General features: G+C 55.1%; 18 protein-coding genes. 12 read left to right on the top strand and 6 right to left on the bottom strand.

The genetic code is table 11. The features are described from left to right. Nucleotides 1-7: 7 nt before the first annotated feature. Both IPN69_22775 and IPN69_22770 read right to left on the bottom strand, forming a co-directional pair. Nucleotides 8-3,436 (bottom strand): TonB-dependent receptor, encoded by a 3,429-nt coding sequence (locus IPN69_22775; GenBank protein ID MBK8813532.1) that lies wholly within the window; start codon nt 3,434-3,436, stop codon nt 8-10. Nucleotides 3,437-3,515: 79 nt separating this feature from the next. After that, a complete protein-coding gene (locus IPN69_22770) occupies nt 3,516-3,917 on the bottom strand; it encodes a helix-turn-helix transcriptional regulator (GenBank protein ID MBK8813531.1) in 402 nt (133 codons plus the stop codon). On the opposite strand from IPN69_22770, the gene IPN69_22765 reads away from it, so the two are divergent. Continuing rightward, entirely contained in the window at nt 3,901-4,314 is a 414-nt protein-coding gene (locus IPN69_22765) for a hypothetical protein (GenBank protein ID MBK8813530.1), read from the top strand. The genes IPN69_22770 and IPN69_22765 overlap by 17 nt on opposite strands. Here IPN69_22765 and dnaJ read toward each other — a convergent pair. The 3 genes from dnaJ to IPN69_22750 all read right to left on the bottom strand — a co-directional run bounded on the left by dnaJ (nt 4,232) and on the right by IPN69_22750 (nt 8,386). Further along, nucleotides 4,232-5,392 carry a molecular chaperone DnaJ gene (gene dnaJ, locus IPN69_22760; GenBank protein MBK8813529.1) on the bottom strand — a complete coding sequence of 387 codons (1,161 nt, stop codon included), beginning with the start codon at nt 5,390-5,392 and terminating at the stop codon, nt 4,232-4,234. The genes IPN69_22765 and dnaJ overlap by 83 nt on opposite strands. A 259-nt stretch (nt 5,393-5,651) precedes the next feature. After that, nucleotides 5,652-7,583 carry a molecular chaperone DnaK gene (dnaK, locus tag IPN69_22755; GenBank protein MBK8813528.1) on the bottom strand — a complete coding sequence of 644 codons (1,932 nt, stop codon included), beginning with the start codon at nt 7,581-7,583 and terminating at the stop codon, nt 5,652-5,654. A gap of 224 nt (nt 7,584-7,807) precedes the next feature. Beyond that, on the bottom strand, nt 7,808-8,386 hold the full coding sequence (locus IPN69_22750) for a CDP-alcohol phosphatidyltransferase family protein (GenBank protein MBK8813527.1): 579 nt from the start codon (nt 8,384-8,386) through the stop codon (nt 7,808-7,810). Nucleotides 8,387-8,408: 22 nt separating this feature from the next. Between IPN69_22750 and IPN69_22745 the strand changes: the two genes are divergently transcribed. Then, nucleotides 8,409-8,678 (top strand): hypothetical protein, encoded by a 270-nt coding sequence (locus IPN69_22745; GenBank protein ID MBK8813526.1) that lies wholly within the window; start codon nt 8,409-8,411, stop codon nt 8,676-8,678. 115 nt (nt 8,679-8,793) lie between these two features. Here IPN69_22745 and IPN69_22740 read toward each other — a convergent pair whose 3' ends face one another. After that, nucleotides 8,794-9,657 (bottom strand): metallophosphoesterase, encoded by an 864-nt coding sequence (locus IPN69_22740; GenBank protein MBK8813525.1) that lies wholly within the window; start codon nt 9,655-9,657, stop codon nt 8,794-8,796. Nucleotides 9,658-10,235: 578 nt separating this feature from the next. Between IPN69_22740 and IPN69_22735 the strand changes: the two genes are divergently transcribed. The 10 genes from IPN69_22735 (at nt 10,236) to IPN69_22690 (ending at nt 17,558) form a co-directional block, all read left to right on the top strand. Continuing rightward, entirely contained in the window at nt 10,236-10,565 is a 330-nt protein-coding gene (locus tag IPN69_22735; protein ID MBK8813524.1) for a helix-turn-helix transcriptional regulator, read from the top strand. Between the two features lie 95 nt (nt 10,566-10,660). Continuing rightward, nucleotides 10,661-11,209 (top strand): rhodanese-like domain-containing protein, encoded by a 549-nt coding sequence (locus tag IPN69_22730; GenBank protein MBK8813523.1) that lies wholly within the window; start codon nt 10,661-10,663, stop codon nt 11,207-11,209. Nucleotides 11,210-11,294: 85 nt separating this feature from the next. Beyond that, nucleotides 11,295-12,065: a sulfite exporter TauE/SafE family protein gene (locus IPN69_22725; protein ID MBK8813522.1), complete on the top strand. Its 771-nt coding sequence runs from the start codon at nt 11,295-11,297 to the stop codon at nt 12,063-12,065. Nucleotides 12,066-12,151: 86 nt separating this feature from the next. Continuing rightward, on the top strand, nt 12,152-13,537 hold the full coding sequence (locus IPN69_22720) for an MBL fold metallo-hydrolase (GenBank protein ID MBK8813521.1): 1,386 nt from the start codon (nt 12,152-12,154) through the stop codon (nt 13,535-13,537). Between the two features lie 288 nt (nt 13,538-13,825). Further along, a complete protein-coding gene (locus IPN69_22715) occupies nt 13,826-14,215 on the top strand; it encodes a DUF2202 domain-containing protein (protein MBK8813520.1) in 390 nt (129 codons plus the stop codon). A gap of 170 nt (nt 14,216-14,385) precedes the next feature. After that, nucleotides 14,386-14,544, top strand: coding sequence for a hypothetical protein (locus IPN69_22710; protein ID MBK8813519.1), 159 nt, complete (start codon nt 14,386-14,388; stop codon nt 14,542-14,544). Beyond that, a complete protein-coding gene (locus IPN69_22705) occupies nt 14,541-14,843 on the top strand; it encodes a class I SAM-dependent methyltransferase (protein ID MBK8813518.1) in 303 nt (100 codons plus the stop codon). The genes IPN69_22710 and IPN69_22705 overlap by 4 nt, the downstream gene beginning before the upstream one ends. 79 nt (nt 14,844-14,922) lie before the next feature. Then, nucleotides 14,923-15,813 (top strand): sulfurtransferase, encoded by an 891-nt coding sequence (locus IPN69_22700; protein MBK8813517.1) that lies wholly within the window; start codon nt 14,923-14,925, stop codon nt 15,811-15,813. A 529-nt stretch (nt 15,814-16,342) separates the two neighbouring features. Next, a complete protein-coding gene (locus IPN69_22695) occupies nt 16,343-16,576 on the top strand; it encodes a TM0996/MTH895 family glutaredoxin-like protein (GenBank protein ID MBK8813516.1) in 234 nt (77 codons plus the stop codon). A 4-nt stretch (nt 16,577-16,580) separates the two neighbouring features. Continuing rightward, nucleotides 16,581-17,558, top strand: a complete 978-nt coding sequence (locus IPN69_22690; protein MBK8813515.1) for a permease — start codon at nt 16,581-16,583, stop codon at nt 17,556-17,558. Nucleotides 17,559-17,583 lie beyond the last annotated feature (25 nt).

The following is a 17,583-nucleotide window of genomic DNA, read 5'->3' as shown; positions in this document are numbered from 1 at the left end:
CAGCGAATCAAAAATCGAATCTCAACCCGACTCTGATCTCGCGCTGCCGATAAGTCCGCGTCGGCACGAGAAAGTTCTGGCGTGCCAGGGTCTGTGTCGCCGTCGGCGTCGAGCTCAGTGCCTGGAAGTCAACGAATTCCGCACCGTAGCTGAAGATCGCAGCGTTGAAAATGTTGTTGAACTCGATCACCGGCCGCAAACGGAAGCGATCGCCGATCTTCCATTCGCGCGAAACATTAAGGTCGAAGCCGAACAAACTCGGACCTGTACCCGAATTGCGCGGCAAATTTCCGCTCGCGGCGCCGATCGGCTGGAGCGAAAACTGCGCGAGAAGCGCATCGGGAACGGGCGAGCCCGGTTTGCGGTACTTGATGTCCTTGACGTTTCCGCTGAAATTCAGACGGTCCGTTCCGAGATCGTCCAGATTTCGGTCGCTTCCGCCCGCACCGAGACTGAACGGGGCCGAACTTCCCCAGCGGACAAGCGGCGAGAAACGAAGCTTGCCGAGCCACCACGGCGTATCGAACGATCCGGAGAACGCGATCCGATGACGACGATCCTGCAGGCTCCGCGCCCACTCACGTCCGAAGTTCCCGTTGACCTCGGCGTTCGACGTGTTGTTCAACCCATCGTCTTTGGTGCTCGAAAGCGTGTAAACGAAACGATACTGCGCGCCGAATCCGGCACCGAGTTTGCGGAAACGGCTTCGTAGTTCGAGAACGAGTCCCTGATATTGCGAACGTCCCTGCGATCCGATCAACGAAGTTTCAGAGACGGTCTGATCGGGCCGGAAACGCGCGATCGCGGCGGTCGCGATGCCGATCGGCGCGCCCGTCGCGTTATTGTTCTGGCCGGCGACGCTGACGAGAGGCGTCGTCGAAGACGAGTTGATCGTATTGAGATTGACGAAGCAGTTGACGGTCGTTGTTCCGCACGCGGTCGCTCCGCCCTGTGTCGTGGCGATGCCGCTCGGATCATTTGTCGCGCCGAGGTAAAATGTGTAACGGCGCGTCGGAGAGAGATCGAACGGGTTCGCCAAAAGATACGCCGTCCAATCCGCATATCCGGATGGTAGACGCGGTGCGTTCGCATTAAAGTCGCGCCACAGCCGAACGGTCTTGTTCCAGGTGTAATTTGCTTCAAAAACCCAGCCCTTGAAAATCTCGCGCTCGAAGCCGATATTGAACTGATAGCTTTCCGGGATCTTCAGATTGGCTTCGACCGATCGCAGCGGATTGCCGGCGGATGAAACATTGTCAACCGAAAACCCTGTGTTCGTCGTGCATGGGCCTTCCGGATTAACCACGGTTGCGCAGGCTGCGACGACGAGCGTTCTCAACTCCGAAGTTGACGGATAGCTATTCGGGAAGTTGTTCGAAATTGCCGTGAGGATCGCAGTCCGCCGGCGGTCGCTTCCCGAAGTGCCGATCGTATTTGTGTCGAATTCGACCAGAGTTCCGCCTCCGTTCTGGATCGAGTCTCCAACGGTTCGAAGCAGAACGCGGTTGTAGAAAATTCCGGCTCCGAATCGAATCACGCCCTTTCCTTTCTTGAACGGATCCCACGCAATGCCGAGACGCGGTCCCCAGTTGTTTTTGTCGGAAACCGCTGTCTCGCGCTCAAAACGAAGACCCAGACTCAAGGTCATATTCGAAATCGGCTTGAGCTCGTCGTTGAAGAAGAATCCGTAATAACGATTCTTGACGTCCTGACTTGTCCCAAAATTCTGCCGGTAACGGTTGATCGAGTTCTGCGTGTACAAAAGAACGCTGCCGAAGTTGAATGTTCCGGTCGCATCGCCGAGACCGGTCACCTTGGAAACCACGTCCTGCATATCAAAACCGAACTTGAACGTGTGGCGTCCCCTGATATAGGTCACCGAATCCTGCAATTGCCAGCGCGTTTCGTTCCGCGTGTCGGCGAAATTCTGGAGCGTGCTCGTCGTCGAGTTTCCGGCGATCAGCGTCCGGACGGCGTTCGCGACCGGATCGCGATAACTGATCAAAACGACCGGATCGAACGGGTTCGGCGCCTGATAGCTCGGCTTGAAGCTCGACCATTGGCCACGGAACTGGTTGACGACATTGCCCCAGAACTGGTTGTCGGTGAAGTTGAAAGCATCGGTGTTTATGTTTTTCGCCTGGAACGCGTCCTCGATGCGGGTCGTCGCCGCGCCGGTCGTTCGTTGGTTGTTCTTGCGTCCGAACTGGAATCCGACGGTCAATTCATTGTTTTTGAAAAGCCTGTGATCGATGCGCGCCGTCCAGACATTGCTCCGGTTCGGCGTCGAAAATACCTTTCGGTACGGAGCGACATACGCTGCCGTTCCGGCCGTGCAGGCATCTGGGCTTGAATTGTCGCAGGTTTGGGCGCCGCCGGTTGAAGTCGGGAGCGCGTAACGCGGATTCGACCCGACCGGAACGTAGGCGTCGATCAACGTCGTATCGGCAAGATTGTTGAATTCGTAGGCAAGCGCGAAAAACGTTCGCTGACGGCCGTTGTAGTAAGGGAGAATCACCGGCCCGCTGAACCAGAATCCGGGGTTGATCTCCTGCAGCGGCGGACGCGAGATCTCGCGGCTGTTGTTGTACCAAGAATTGGCGTTCAGGCTCTCGTCGCGGAAGAACCCGAAGGCGCGTCCTTTGAATTTGTTGCCGCCGGCGCGGGTGCGGATGTTGACGCGACCGCCCGAGGCGCGCCCGTACTCGGACGAAAACTGATTCTGGATGACCTGAACTTCGGCGATCGATTCGAGCGACGGCTGAAAACGGTCGCGCGACGAACGGTCGTCGTTGTTGTCGAGTCCGTCGATGGTGATGTTGTTCGAATATGCGGTTCCGCCGCCGATCGAGAAGTTGCCTTGTTCAAGCGGCGCGTTGCGCGGATTGGCGTTCCGGTCATCGGCGAGCCCACTCGTCGAAAGCTGTTCTTCCGAGGTGCCGCCGAGTGTCAGAACGAGATCGAGCGCGTTGCGCGAAACGTTCGGGATCTCCTCGATCTGCTTTTCGTTGATCGTTCCGCCGACGATCGTGCGTGTCGAATCGATAACGGGTTCGTTGTCGCCTTCGAGCGTGATTATCTGTTCGGCTGAAACCCCGGCAGGCTGAAGCGTAAAGTCGATCTGAAAATTCTGGCCGGCAACGGTCGTGAGGTTGGTCTTTTCCTGATTCGCAAACCCCTGCATCGTCGCCTTGATCGAATAGACTCCCGGCGGGAGTTCGATGAGACGGTAGCGTCCGTCTTCGTTGGTGATGACGGTGCGCGCGACGCCAGTTGTCGTGAGCGTCGCCGTGACCGTCGCGCCGACGACCGGCGCGCTGTTGGAATCAACGATCCGTCCGGTTATCGTGACTTCGTCGAGATCCTGAGCGAGCACGGTTGAAAATAGAATTGAAGCGAGAAAAGCGGGCAAGAACAGACTACGGATAATTTTCATAAACTTCTCCTAAAGAAAGGTAAGGGTGATGTTGGAACGGCTTATTGTGTCCCAAAACGGTGTGAATTGTAAAGACGAATCAGTCTTCTTGACGCTCGCGGAACTTGCGGATCGTGACGTTCAGACGCGAGACCGGAATCAGCGCTTCCGAACCCGAGAATGTTTCGACGTGATGTGAGAATTCGTTGGCGTGAGTTCTGAGGTATTCGAAAAAACGCTCGAATTCGCGCTGCATCGCGTCCATCTTTTCGCGCATATTGAGGATGATCTCGACTCCCGCGAGATTTACGCCGAGTTCACGGGTGAGCGAGAGTATGACTTCTAGGCGTTCAAGATCGGTGTCGGTATACAATCGCGTGTTGCCGATCGAGCGCGACGGCTGCAAGAGCCCTTCGCGTTCATAGAGACGCAGCGTCTGCGGATGGATCTCGTAGAGTTCCGCAACGGCGCTGATCGTATATGTCTTGATCTTCTTCTTCATCGGAAACAAATTCCAGGATTCAAGAATTTCGAAGATTCCAGATTCCAGGATTCGAGATTCCAGGATTCCAGATTCCAGGATCCCAAATTTCAGATTCCAGATTCCAGATTCCAGGATTCCAGGAGCCCAGATTCCAGGATTCCAGATTCCAGAATTCAACAAGTCCGAAGAATCCAAATTCCAGATTCCAGAATTCAACAAGTCCGAAGAATCCAAATTCCAGATTCCGGAATCTCAAATCCAAAATCCAAAATCCAAAATCGCAAATCGCAAATCGCAAATCGCAAATCCCAAATCCCAAATCCCAAATCGTCTCATTCCAATCCGATCGTCTTTCGCGGGTTTTCCGGATTTGCCTTTTCAAACTGGCGCAGGATTTCCTTCGTCTCTTCGCTGATGACGCGCGGGAGTTTGATCTGAACCTCGACGAACTGATCGCCGCGGAGGTTCGGATTCCGAAGCGAAGGAAATCCACGTTCGCGCAAACGAAATTTCTGGCCCGATTCCGTGCCCGCCGGAATCTTTACCTGCGCCCGGCCCTCGACGGTCGGGACCTCGATCTTTGTTCCGAGCGACGCTTCCGGAATCGTGATCGGGATCGTCACGTAAATATTGTCGCCTTTGCGTATGAAATGCCGGTGCTTCCCGACGTTCGTTAAAATATAAAGATCGCCCGGTTCGGCTCCGAGCCGTCCGCCGTGTCCCTTCTTCGGAATGCGCACCCGCGAGCCGGTATCGACCCCGGCCGGGATTCTGATCTTCACCTGTTCATTCTTTGGCGTCACTCCCTTGCCGGCGCAGAGCGAGCACGGCTGGCGTCGCCGCCCGGTGCCCTCGCAATCTCCGCAACCCTGCGAAAACTGCAGTCGGCCGCCGGTTTTCATCACTTGACCAGTACCCTTGCAGGTCGTACACGCGACGACCGGTCCTCCGGTATCGCCGGCGCCGAGACAGCGCGAACACTGTTCGCTGCGGTTGACCGTGATGTTCGTAGTCAGTCCCGTGAACGACTCTTCAAAACTCAACGCGAGCGGGATCTCGATGTCGCGTCCTTTTTTCGGGAGCGGTTTCGGCGGTTCAGGCTCGCGCTTTGCGCCGCTGCTGCCGCTGAAAAGATCCGAAAAGATATCGCGAAAACTCGACGAGCTGCTCGACTGTCCGGACGAACCGGTGTCCCACGTGAACCCGGAAAAGTCGAATCCGCCGCCGCCGCTCCCGGCGCTTGTGCCGAATGGTGAATCCGGATCCAGATTGTCGTTATAGTAGCCGAATCTGTCAAAGACCTTGCGTTTCTTGTCATCCGAAAGGATGTCGTAGGCTTCCTGGACTTCCTTAAACTTCTCCTCGGCGGCCTTGTCGTTCGGATTCACATCCGGATGATACTTTCGCGCCAGGCGGCGATAAGCTTTCTTTATCTCATCAGCCTTGGCGTCTTTCTTTATGCCGAGAACGTTGTAATAGTCTTTGTTAGCCATCTTTAGGATTTGCGATCTGGGATTTGTGATTGACGATTGTCGTCCGCGGGTGACGATTCAATCGAGTCCGGACTTCGAACCAAAATCCAAAATCACAATTCCCAATTCCGAAATCGTTTGAGTATCGCAAAATCAGCCGGTGCCTGCAACGACTTACAGGCAAACGGCTGATTTCTGTTCACGCTTCGGTTTTTGCCTTTTGCTTTTTCACTTTTGCGCAGGTCAGTACCGCCCACAAACGCAGGCGGTACCGACTGGGCTATTTCTTCTCTTCGTCGACGTCGACGTATTCGGCATCGATGACGTTGTCGTCAGCCGACGCTGAAGTCGACTCCCCGCCGCCGGCCGATGCCGACGAGGCTTGCTCTTCGGTATCTCCGCCTGCGGCCGCTCCGGCCTGGCTGTAAAGAACTTCCGCAAGTTTATGCGAAGCGCTTTGCAGGCGTTCGAAAGCATTGTTCATCGCTTCCGTGTCTTCGCCGCCAAGAGCGGTCTTCGAATCGGCGATAGCCGCCTCGATCTCGCCGGCCGCGGCCGCGTCGAGTTTGTCCTTGTGTTCGCCGAACGATTTCTCGACCGAGTAAACCAGTCCGTCGAGACGGTTGCGGGCTTCGATAGTTTCCTTGCGTTTGCCGTCTTCGCCGGCGTGCGACTCGGCGTCCTTCATCATCTTGTCGATCTCTTCTTTCGACAAACCGCTCGAAGCCGTGATCGTGATCTTCTGTTCGCGGCCGGTGCCGACGTCCTTCGCGGAAACGTTGACGATGCCATTGGCGTCGATGTCGAAAGTTACTTCGACCTGCGGGACGCCGCGCGGTGCCGGCGGAATTCCGACAAGATGAAACTTTCCGAGCGTCTTGTTGTCACCGGCCATCGGGCGTTCGCCCTGCAGGACGTGGACTTCGACCGACGTTTGATTGTCCGAAGCGGTTGAGAAGATCTCAGATTTTCGCGTCGGGATCGTCGTGTTGCGCTGGATCATATGCGTCATCACGCCGCCGAGCGTCTCGATGCCGAGAGAGAGCGGCGTCACGTCGAGCAGCAGGATGTCGGTCTTTTCACCGCCGAGAACGGCTGCCTGAACGGCCGCTCCAAGCGCGACAACTTCGTCCGGGTTGACCGATTTGTTCGGCTCTTTTCCGAAAAAGGCCTTGACCATTTCCTGAACCTTGGGGATGCGTGTCGAGCCGCCGACGAGGACGATCTCATCGATCTGGCCCTTTTCGACCCCGGCGTCTTTGATCGCCTGTTCGACAGGCGGCATCAGGCGTTTCAGAAGCGGTTCAACGAGCGCTTCAAACTTCGTTCGCGTCAGTTTCAGTACAAGATGCTTCGGTCCGGATTGATCGGCCGTAATAAACGGCAGGTTTATCTCGGTTTCCATCGCGCTCGAAAGCTCGACCTTTGCTTTTTCGGCCGATTCCTTCAAACGCTGGAGCGCCATTTTGTCGGCCGTCAGATCGATGCCCTGATCTTTCTTGAATTCGTCGATGATCCACTTGATCAACGCTTCGTCAACATCGTCGCCGCCGAGATGTGTGTCACCGTTGGTCGATTTGACTTCGACGACACCCTCGCCGACTTCGAGGATCGAGATGTCGAACGTGCCGCCGCCAAAGTCAAAGACCGCGATCGTTTCGTCCTTTTTCTTGTCGAGTCCGTAGGCGAGCGCCGCCGCGGTCGGCTCGTTGACGATGCGCATCACTTCAAGACCGGCGATCTTGCCCGCGTCTTTTGTCGCCTGGCGCTGAGCGTCGTTGAAATACGCCGGGACCGTAATGACGGCACGGTCAACTTTCGCGCCCAGATAATCTTCGGCCGCTTTCTTAAGTTTCTGCAAAACCATCGCCGAGATCTCGGGCGGGCTGAAATGCTTTCCCTGCGCGTCGATGCGGACGTCGCCGTTGCCGGCCTTCTCGACCTTGAACGGAACCTGTTTGATTTCGCCCGACACTTCTTCATAGCGACGGCCCATAAATCGTTTCACTGAGTAAAGCGTGTTTTCCGGGTTGGTAACCGCCTGGCGTTTGGCTACCTGTCCGACCAGCCGGTTGCCGTCTTTCGTGAAGGCGACGACCGACGGTGTCGTGCGGCCGCCCTCTTCGTTTGTGATCACGACCGGTTCGCCGCCTTCCATCACAGCGACGACCGAGTTGGTCGTTCCCAAGTCAATTCCGATAATTTTGCTCATAACTTATCTCCAAATATGAATTATTGCGATAAAAACTGCCCACTTTGAGCCACGCCTTACTATAAGAGTTGAGTGTGCTGTTGTCAAGTTTATGTGAGTATGCACGCTTAGATTTGTAACGAGGGCCAACCCATCCAACAATTGCTGTGAAGTCGCGCCGAGGCGCCGAACCCCGAACGCTGCGATCCGCCGCATCGTTCGGGAAGTTGCGCTCGAGTCATTGATTACTTGGACTGTTCTTCTTCCCGCATCAGCTTGGAGACGTGGAAGATGTAGTGCAGGCCCGAAGCGAAAGCGAAAACGACGACGATGACGTATGTCGTCGGAAGGTAGAAGCTGTATCCGAAAACCGCGGCGACGAGAATGAGCGTCACAGCGAAGACCTGGACCGTCGTTGACGCTTTCCCGAGCCAAGACGGCTTGAAGCCTTTGAACCCGGTCATCACGTTGATCGCGCCGGCGACGGTCACGATCAGGACGTCGCGCCCGATCACTGCGGCCGTCACCCAGAAAGGAACCGGAAGATGTGCCGTCGGCTGCAAGACATTCGGCATCGTGAGCACTATGAAGGCGACGGTCATCAGCAGTTTGTCGGCGATCGGATCGATGATCGTGCCGAGTTCCGAAGTTTGGTCGAACCGTCGGGCGACGAATCCGTCGATTCCGTCCGAAACGCCGGCGATGACGAAGACTAGCAGTGACCAACCGCTGTAGCCATAAAACAACAAACTCGCAAAGACCGGGATCAACGCCATTCGTAAAAAGGTCAGAAGGTTTGGAATTGTCGCGATGCCATTACTCATTTTGATTTCGGATTTGTGATTTGTGATTTGGGATTCCAGATTCCAGATTCCGGATATTCCAGATTCCAGATATTCCAGATTTCGGATTCCAGATTCCGGATTCCAGATTTCGGATTCCAGATTCCAGATTTCGGATTCCAGATTCCAGATTCCAGATTTCGGATTCCAGATTCCAGATTTCGGATTCCAGATTCCAGATATGCCAGATTCCAGAGATTCCAGATTCCAGATTTCGGATTCCAGATTCCGGATTCCAGATTTCGGATTCCAGATTCCAGATTCCAGATTCTAGATTCCGGATTTCGGATTCCAGAATCTTGGAACTTGGAATCTGGAATTTGTGGAATCCCAAATCCCCAATCCCAAATCCCAAATCCCAAATCCCAAATCCCAAATCCCCATTCCCCTCACGCTGTCTGCAATTCTAACAAACTTATCTCCGGCGGACATTGGTAACGGACCGGAAAGACGACGGTGCCGATGCCGCGGGTAATGTAGATCTGCGTCTCTTTCCAACGATGAAGGCCGTTGGTCAGGCGGCGCTTGGGCAAGATCCGCTTTTCTTCGTCGCGCCATTTCACCTGGCCGCCGTGCGTATGTCCACTGAGAACGAGATCGACGCCGTACCGCGCCGCCTGGCGGACCAATACCGGATTATGCGCCAAAAGGACTTTCATCTCGTCCGGAAACGAGCCGTGCAGCGCCGCGCGGAGATCCGTTTTCCCGACCATATAATCGTCGACCCCGCACAGCCAAAACGACGCGCCGCGAGCTGTGAATCGGGCGCCTTCGTTGATAAGCACGTTGATCCCAACAGCCCGAAATCGTTTCGTCACTTCGTCCGCATCGGTCCAGTGGTCGTGATTTCCGAGACAGGCAAAAGTCCCGGATTCGGACTTGAGCCTGCCGAGGGCTTCAGCGACCGGCGCGATGAACTCGCGGTCGTGCGAGACGTAATCGCCCGTAAGCAGAAACACGTCAGGCTTCAGGCGATTCGCAACCTTCACCGCGCGATTGATATGGTCAATTCCCGTGAACGGACTGTGATGCGTGTCCGACAGATGGACGATACGAAATCCGTCGAGGCGTTTCGGCAGTTTCGAAAGCTTGATCTGAACCATCTCGATCGAGAGACTGTTTGCCTCCGCCAGCGCTGATTTGGCGAGATGGGTGATGTTTCCGGCAAGTTCGCGAAACGGCCGCTCCGAACCCATAGCATCGGTTATTCGTTGGGATAGTTTCGCCCGTTTGTTCGCGAGTCGTTGTTTCATTTACACCGCACGGCAATTGTCGGAGAGACCCGCTGATTATAACCGTTTGGAAATTTGAAAGTCCAGAAATTTGGAACCAGGTTCGGATAGGTCCGGTTCGACTTTGCGATTTTCGCGGACATCGTTTTGGTTCTTCAAGCGCCACCAGGTTAAGATAAATTGCCACCAGCTTATTTAGGTTGCCACTAGCTTCAGCTAGATTGGAGGCCGTCTGGAAACGGGATAAATTCGCTGAAAGCGAATCAGATAATAGCCTGGGGTGAGCGAAGCGTAACCCCAGGATTTTAGTCAGACGAGACGCCGACCCTGAAGGGGTCGAAGATAAGTCGTTGATTGTTGGACTTGCAGCATCATGATGTCGCTTTGTTCAAAAAAGGGCCGCGCTCGTTTTGTTCGCCTTGCCGCACGTGTTGTCCCGTTTGCGACTTTCAGAAATATGGACTTTTCAGACAGCCTCTTTCTTCCTAGCGGAAGCCAGTGGAAACTTAGACCACAATCCCTACTTCTGATAGCCCTTGTGTCCCGATCGGGCTTCGACATTCGACAAATATAGCTGCGTTGGAATATACTTATAACCTATGGCAGAAAAACCCTTATCGGACGACGCGCTTTGTCTAGTTGCGGATCGGTTCAAGATAATGTCGGAACCGTTGCGCTTGCGGCTTTTGCAGTTTCTTCAGAACGGCGAAAAAAGCGTCGGTGAACTGACCGAACTCTGCCGGACGAGCCAGCCGAACGTCTCGAAGCACCTCAAGATACTTCAGACAGGCGGTCTTGTTTCGCGGCTTCAGAAGGGAAACACGGTCTACTATTCGATCGCTGACCCGAGCATCTTTACATTGTGCGAGGTCGTTTGCAGTTCGCTCGAAGAAAGGCTTCGGACGCAAGTCGAGATCTTCGCAGCGTAGTCGGGAGTTTTTTCCCGATCGAAGGGGTTTTTGATTGACGGGTCAAGAATATAACTGTATTGTTATAGAGTAATTTTATTATTGGAGAACGAACAATGGGTGAATGTACTGTTTTGGGGTTGCAGGAAAAATTGGGTAAAGAGAACACGACGCTCGTCGATGTCCGCGAATATGCGGAATTTGCGGGCGGGCGCGTCAGCGGCGCGAAACTCGTGCCGCTAAATGAAATCGAGAGCAGGCATCGGGAACTCGATCATTCGCATACGGTCTATGTAATGTGCCGGTCGGGTCGGCGCTCTTCCGAAGCGCAGAAGCGTCTGCGTGCGCTCGGATTCACAAACGTGGTCAATGTCCGTGGTGGGCTCGAGGCGTGGAAGAATGAAGACCTTCCGATCGAACGCGACGAAAGGGCGCCGTGGGCGCTTGACCGTCAGGTTCGGTTTGCAGCCGGCTTGATGGTGCTCACGGCCGTCTTGCTGAGCGTTTTTGTGAGCCAGCATTTTGTTTGGGTTGCCGGTTTTGTAGGCGCCGGACTTGCTTTTGCCGGTGCCACGGACTGGTGCGGAATGGCAATGCTCCTGGCAAGAATGCCTTGGAACCGAAAGGTTCACCTGAGCGATTCTTCGGTTTCGCCGGTGAACTAGCGGTCGAACGCGGGACGTTCCGTGCAAACGCCGGGGGGAGTTTGCAGGTTTTGAAAGTTTCCCGCGTTCGTTCAATTTCTTTCATATGAGTTTGCTGTTTCTGACAGGTTTGGTTCTGAGCGCGGCGATCGGCCTTTCGCTCGGACTTATCGGCGGCGGCGGTTCGATCCTGACCGTTCCGATACTTGTCTATTTTCTCGGGATCGACGCGCACGAGGCGGTCGGAATGTCGCTCGCAGTGGTTGGCGCGACCAGCGCATTCGGCGCATATTTGCATCATCGCCGCGGAAATCTTGTGCCGTCTTCGGGTCTGCTCTTTGGGATTTCCGGGATCGGCGGTGCGCTTGCCGGATCGCCTTTGACCCGGCTTGTTCCGTCGGACGCACTCCTTCTGATCTTTGCCGGACTAATGTTCGTCGTTGCTGCATCGATGCTTTGGCGCCGCCGAAATCCGGACGCCGGTGCCGACCGGCAGGTCGATAGCCGCAAGGCCGTCGCGGCCGGTTTTGGGGTCGGTGTTCTGACCGGGTTTCTCGGTGTCGGAGGCGGGTTTCTGATCGTGCCGGCGTTGGTGCTATTCGGCGGGTTGGCGATGAAACCGGCGATCGGAACGTCGCTTCTGGTGATCGCGATGAACTCCGCAGCAGGTTTCGTCGGGCATCTGGCGCAGACCAACGTCGATCTTGCCCTGACTTTTCTTGTTCTCGCGATCGCGATCGGCGGAACGATCGCGGGGACGATTCTTTCGCACCGGCTCGCGCCCGCAAGATTGCAGCGCGCATTTGCATTGCTTGTCATAGGAGTCGCGGTATTCTTGGTAGTAAAAAACTTCGAAGTCTTCGATTTGCGATTTTAGATCCGGAGCGTAGCTGAGTAGAACGATCAGTGCGGTTCCCAATCAAAAATCAAAAATCAAAAATCCAAAATCGCTCTTGGGGGTTTATGAAATTCAAACAATTCTATCTTGGCTGTCTGGCGCATGCCTCGTATTACATCGGTTCGGGCGACGAAGCGGCGATCATCGATCCGCAACGGGACGTTCAGCAATATCTTGACGAGGCGGAAGCGAACGGCCAACGCATCAAGTACATCATCGAGACGCATTCGCACGCCGATTTCGTTTCGGGCCATCTCGAACTTGCCGCCAAAACCGGGGCAGAGATCGTCTACGGCAGGCGCGCAAACACATCGTTTCCGACACTAAAGGTAGCTGACGGCGACGAACTTGCAGTCGGCGCCGTTTCGTTGAAGTTCCTCGAAACGCCGGGCCACACGCCCGAGGGAATCACGATCATCGCCGAGAATACCGAAGACGCGGAAGAACCGCTCAAGATGTTCACCGGCGACACGCTTTTTATCGGCGATGTCGGACGGCCCGATCTTGTCGGATCGAAAGGATTCACGGCCGAGCAGATGGGCGGTATGCTTTACGATTCGCTGCACGGGAAGATTTTGAATTTTCCCGACGAGACAGAGGTCTATCCGGCGCACGGCGCGGGTTCGTTGTGCGGCAAGTCCCTGTCAAAGGAAACCTGGTCGACGCTCGGAAATCAGCGCCAGTTCAACTACGCATTGCAGCCGATGACGAAGGAAGAATTCGTCAAGATCGTCGCCGCCGATCAACCGGAGGTTCCGGCTTATTTTCCGCGCAGCGCCGCGAAGAATCTCGAAGGCTCGCGTTCGCTGGCCGATCTTCCGAGACCGAAAGCAATGAATTCGGTCGAGATCACGGAATTTGACGGAGTCGTCATTGATGTCCGCAAGAACGTCGAATACGGTGCGGCTCACGTCCCAAACTCGGTCAATATCGGCCTCGGCGGACAGTTTGCGTCGTGGGCCGGAACGATGATCCCGATCGGTACGAATCTCGCGATCGTCGCCGAAACCGAAGCGCAAGTTGACGAGGCGTTTATGCGGCTCGCGCGAGTCGGGCACGAAACGGTCGCGGGGTTCATTCTCTTCGGCGACTATCGAGGTGAAACAAGATCAGTTGAACAGGTTTCCGTTAACGAAGTCAGCGGGCTGACCGAGACCGAGAAATATCTGCAGTTCGTCGACGTCCGGCGTCCGGCGGAACACGCCAACGGTCACGCGGTCAGAACCTTGAACATCCCGCTCGACCGCCTTGATAAAGAACTAGAACGGCTGGATCCGAAGGTGCCGACATTCGTCATCTGCCAAAGCGGATACCGATCGTCGCTCGGCGCGAGCATACTCGAAAATGCAGGATTTGCGAAAGTTTACAACGTTACAGGCGGGACTCAGGCGTGGCTCGACGCCGGGCTGGAGTCCGAAGTATCGGCGAGTTCCTGCGCTAGCACAAAATAAAGAGCAAGCCGTTCGTTCGCGGAAGGCTTTTTGCTTGGAGGCAGTATGAAGTCAGTAGTTATCATCGCAGCGTTATTCCTGATCGTCGGATGCGGACAGGGACCGGAGACGAGCAATCAGCTTCAGAACAAAGTCCCTCCCGTCAACGCGGCGCCAACGCCGCCGCCGGAAGCGACAAAAACCACCGGGACGGAATGCAAGATCTGCAATTACGATTTCGCCACGTACAAAGGCGAACTCAAGAAGGAAGAGGTTGATGGTTTGCTGCTCGCCCTGAACGACGAGTATATGGCACTTGCGATTTACGAACAGGTCAATAAAGATTTTCGGAATCCTCGGCCATTCATCAATATCCGGGAGGCTGAGGCGCGTCACGCCGAGCGTTTGAAGGTACTTTTCAAAACCCACGGAATCCCGGTGCCGGAAAACGGTTGGATCGGCAGCGCGCCGAAATTCGAAAACGTTGCAGCAGCCTGCAAGGCCGGGGTCGATGCCGAGATCGCCAATCGCGATCTATACACGCGGCTTTTGAAATCGACTGCCCGCGAGGACATTTTGATGGTTTATCGTGAATTGCAGCGAGCGTCCGAACAGAACCATTTGCCGGCGTTCGAGCGCTGCGGAGCGGGCGGCGGCGGTCCGGGCGGTGGCGGACGTCGCGGCGGACGACCATTCTAAACAGGTATTGAAAATATGAACGACATTTATTGGATCATCGGTTTCTTCGTTTTCTGGCTGCTGATGCAGCTGGTCATTCTGCCGAAACTCGGCGTCAGCACCTGAATGCGCAATTCGTGCGACGTCGAGTTACGGCGTGATGACAAAAATACCGATGCGGAGACCGAGAAATGAACCGAAAATCGCATTGGGAAAACGTTTATCAAACAAAGGATGACCGGCAGGTAAGCTGGTACCTGGAATATCTTGGGAACTCGATGCAGCTCTTGATCCGGATCGGGATCGGCCGAGAATCGGCAATTATCGATGTTTTTCCGACGTTTCGGTGATCGATATCTCTGCGACCGCTCTCGACTGCAACCGGGACCGACTTGGAACGCAAGCTGAATCCGTCGAGTGGATCGAAGGCGACGTTACGCGGATCGTTCTGCCCGCAAACCGTTTTGACGTCTGGCACGATAGGGCGGTGTTCCATTTTCTGACGGCTGCGGAAGACCGGCGATCCTATGTCGAACTCGTTGAACGATCGGTCAAGCCCGGCGGACACAACATTGTCGCGTCGTTCGGTTTGGGCGATGGGCGAGATGTTTCAGACCGGCGACGTTGCGGGGAAAACTCGGTGAACTGACGCCACTTCTGTAGAATCCCCGGCCGATCGAAAAACGAATGATCAAAGGTGGTTTAACTCTATGAATTTAAGGAATCTGATGTTATTTGCGGCGCTCTGTGTCGCCTTGTTTACGGGATCGGCTGAGGCGCAAAGCGCGAATCGGGAGATGCTTGTCTCGACCGGCTGGCTGGCCAAAAATCTTGACCGCGTCATTTTGCTTCATGTCGGAGCGAACCGCCAGAGTTATGACTCGGGTCATATCCCGACGGCCCGTTTTCTGGCTTACAGTGACATCACGACGACGCGCGACGGCGTTCCGAACGAACTCGCATCGGTTGAGAATCTTCAAAAGGCGTTCTCCGCCGCCGGTGTCGGGAACAGTAAGAGAATCGTCCTTTACGGCGATCTCAACGGGCTTGCGGCGGCGCGAACGTTCTTCACGCTCGACTATCTCGGCCACTCGAAACGCGTCTCGGTCCTGAATGGCGGTCTCGAGAAATGGAAGTCCGAAAAACGCGAGCTCTCGACCGCAGCCGCGACGCAAGTGCCCGAGCCGTTCGTAGCCACGATCGATCCGCAAACGGTGATCGGAATCGACACGGTGCGTGACGTTTCGTGGTCGGTGATAAATCAATCGCCATCGAACTTTTCGCTCATCGACGCGCGTCCGCCGGAAGAATACCGAGGCGAAAAGCCCGGTGACGGAATCGTGAGACCGGGACACATACCCGGCTCAATAAATGTCTTTTGGCTGGCGAACAACATAGTCTCGCGCGAGAATCCGATTATGAAACCGGATGCGGAACTTCGGCGGATATACGCCGCCGCGGGCGTTGCCAGGAACAAGACGAATGTCGTTTATTGCCGTACCGGCGGACAGGCTTCGCATACGTATTTCACGCTCCGATACCTCGGTTACAGGGTCAAAATGTACGACGGTTCATTTTTTCAATGGAACAAACAGGCGGATACGACCGTCGCGAGGTGATGCCTGAAACTCTCCGTTACTTCGAGGATCCAGTTTGCGCCGGCGGTGATGTTCCATTGAATCCTTCCGCCGCTTTCGACTGCTGCTCGTTGTTATGGAAGGGATGTTTTTGCGGACGGGTGACGAGCGATACGAGTAGTTGACGCGCATGTTTAACCCAGATTGCTCATTAAAAGCAATTTCCCGCGAAATACGCGAAAACAAGATCAAAAATGGCACTTTTCCCGTTTTTGGCGTGTTTCGGGGGAAAGAAATTCTCTATCACGTAATTTGGGTTTAAGAAACTGTTCGTCGTGTATTTCGCGCTCGGCGTTGGCAGTCGACGGGATGCTTGCCTTCTTCCCCGAATCCGGATTTCTTTCGGCACTGGTTTTGGGCCGGGACGACGTTTCCCCTCCGATCAGTTTGGGTTCGGTTTTCCGTCGATCCGGATCGTCTCCGCGAACTCTTGGCAGCAGACGCCGGCTTTCGGCAGGTTTGCTGGAATGGAGCGTGCGGCCGGATGTAAACTGGATAGGGGGTGAAGACAATGACCACGATCAAGATACTCGGCACGGGATGTGCGAAATGCAAACAAACGGAAGCCGTGATTCGGGAGACGCTCGCCGATATCGGAGTTACCGCGGATATCGTAAAGGTGGAAGATATCGAAAAAATAATGGCTTACGACGTAATGTCGACGCCGGCGGTCGTCCTAGACGAAAAGGTGATGATCCGCGGCAAGGTCCCGACAAGAGAGGAAATCAGGGCAATGTTCGTCTGAAAAGATGTTTGACTGGTTGCAGAATCTAGCCGATTGGCTGATCTACGGGGTGGCGGGGATCGAAAAGGGAACGCATCTCGGCGATGCGCTCAATTTCTTCATATACGATTCGATAAAGATCCTGATCCTGCTCTTCGTGATCACGTTCCTGATGGGAATCGTCAACGCGTATTTCCCGGTGGAGCGGCTCCGTTCGTTTCTTTCGCGGAACAAACTCTACGGACTCGAGTACCTGCTGGCATCAACGTTCGGTGCCGCGACTCCTTTCTGTTCCTGTTCGTCGGTGCCGTTGTTCATCGGCTTCGTCAAAGGCGGAATTCCGCTCGGCGTGACCTTCGCGTTTCTCGTGACGTCGCCGCTTGTCAACGAGGTTGCGGTCGCCGTTCTGCTCGGCTCGTTTGGTCTGAAAACAACCGCCATCTACGTCGCGACCGGCATTGCTCTCGGGATCGTCAGCGGCGCGCTTCTGAACGCGTTGAAACTGGAGTACCTGTTGACCGACTGGGTCAAGAAGATCTGGGAGAATTCAAAAGTCGAGAGCGAAGCCTACGAATCAGAGCGGAAAACGTTCTTCAAGCGTCTTCCGTCGATCGCGAACGAGGCTTTCGGCATCGTCAAAAGCGTGTTTCCGTATGTGGTTATAGGGATCGCAATCGGCGCGGCGTTGCACGGTTATGTTCCGGCCGGCTTCTTTGAGAACTATATCGGCCGTGACAGGTGGTACGCGGTGCCGTTGGCAGTTGGATTGGGCGTCCCGATGTACGCGAACGCGACGGGCATCGTTCCGATCATCGAAGTGTTCGTCAGCAAAGGAATTCCGATCGGCACGTCGCTGGCGTTTATGATGGCCGTCGTCGGGCTTTCGATTCCCGAAGCGTTGTTGCTCAAGAAGGTTATGACCGCCAGACTGATCGCGATCTTTTTCGGTACCGTCACGATCTGCATCATCATCTCTGGCTATTTGTTCAATTTGGTCCTGTAACGCGGGCAAGTGTTGGTAACAAAGC

Source organism: Acidobacteriota bacterium (assembly GCA_016715115.1).
In the GTDB taxonomy this organism is placed as follows: Bacteria; Acidobacteriota; Blastocatellia; order Pyrinomonadales; family Pyrinomonadaceae; genus JAFDVJ01.
Note: the sequence above shows the minus strand (reverse complement) of the source record. Positions and strands in the feature narration are given on the sequence as shown.

Coding starts and splice junctions, on each gene's coding strand:
- IPN69_22740 (MBK8813525.1), bottom strand. CDS start 9,657: ATGAAACAACGACTCGCGAACAAACGGGCGAAACTATCCCAACGAATA.
- IPN69_22735 (MBK8813524.1), top strand. CDS start 10,236: ATGGCAGAAAAACCCTTATCGGACGACGCGCTTTGTCTAGTTGCGGAT.
- dnaJ (MBK8813529.1), bottom strand. CDS start 5,392: ATGGCTAACAAAGACTATTACAACGTTCTCGGCATAAAGAAAGACGCC.
- IPN69_22720 (MBK8813521.1), top strand. CDS start 12,152: ATGAAATTCAAACAATTCTATCTTGGCTGTCTGGCGCATGCCTCGTAT.
- IPN69_22690 (MBK8813515.1), top strand. CDS start 16,581: ATGTTTGACTGGTTGCAGAATCTAGCCGATTGGCTGATCTACGGGGTG.
- IPN69_22695 (MBK8813516.1), top strand. CDS start 16,343: ATGACCACGATCAAGATACTCGGCACGGGATGTGCGAAATGCAAACAA.
- dnaK (MBK8813528.1), bottom strand. CDS start 7,583: ATGAGCAAAATTATCGGAATTGACTTGGGAACGACCAACTCGGTCGTC.
- IPN69_22715 (MBK8813520.1), top strand. CDS start 13,826: ATGGCACTTGCGATTTACGAACAGGTCAATAAAGATTTTCGGAATCCT.
- IPN69_22730 (MBK8813523.1), top strand. CDS start 10,661: ATGGGTGAATGTACTGTTTTGGGGTTGCAGGAAAAATTGGGTAAAGAG.
- IPN69_22710 (MBK8813519.1), top strand. CDS start 14,386: ATGAACCGAAAATCGCATTGGGAAAACGTTTATCAAACAAAGGATGAC.
- IPN69_22775 (MBK8813532.1), bottom strand. CDS start 3,436: ATGAAAATTATCCGTAGTCTGTTCTTGCCCGCTTTTCTCGCTTCAATT.
- IPN69_22770 (MBK8813531.1), bottom strand. CDS start 3,917: ATGAAGAAGAAGATCAAGACATATACGATCAGCGCCGTTGCGGAACTC.
- IPN69_22725 (MBK8813522.1), top strand. CDS start 11,295: ATGAGTTTGCTGTTTCTGACAGGTTTGGTTCTGAGCGCGGCGATCGGC.
- IPN69_22750 (MBK8813527.1), bottom strand. CDS start 8,386: ATGAGTAATGGCATCGCGACAATTCCAAACCTTCTGACCTTTTTACGA.
- IPN69_22700 (MBK8813517.1), top strand. CDS start 14,923: ATGTTATTTGCGGCGCTCTGTGTCGCCTTGTTTACGGGATCGGCTGAG.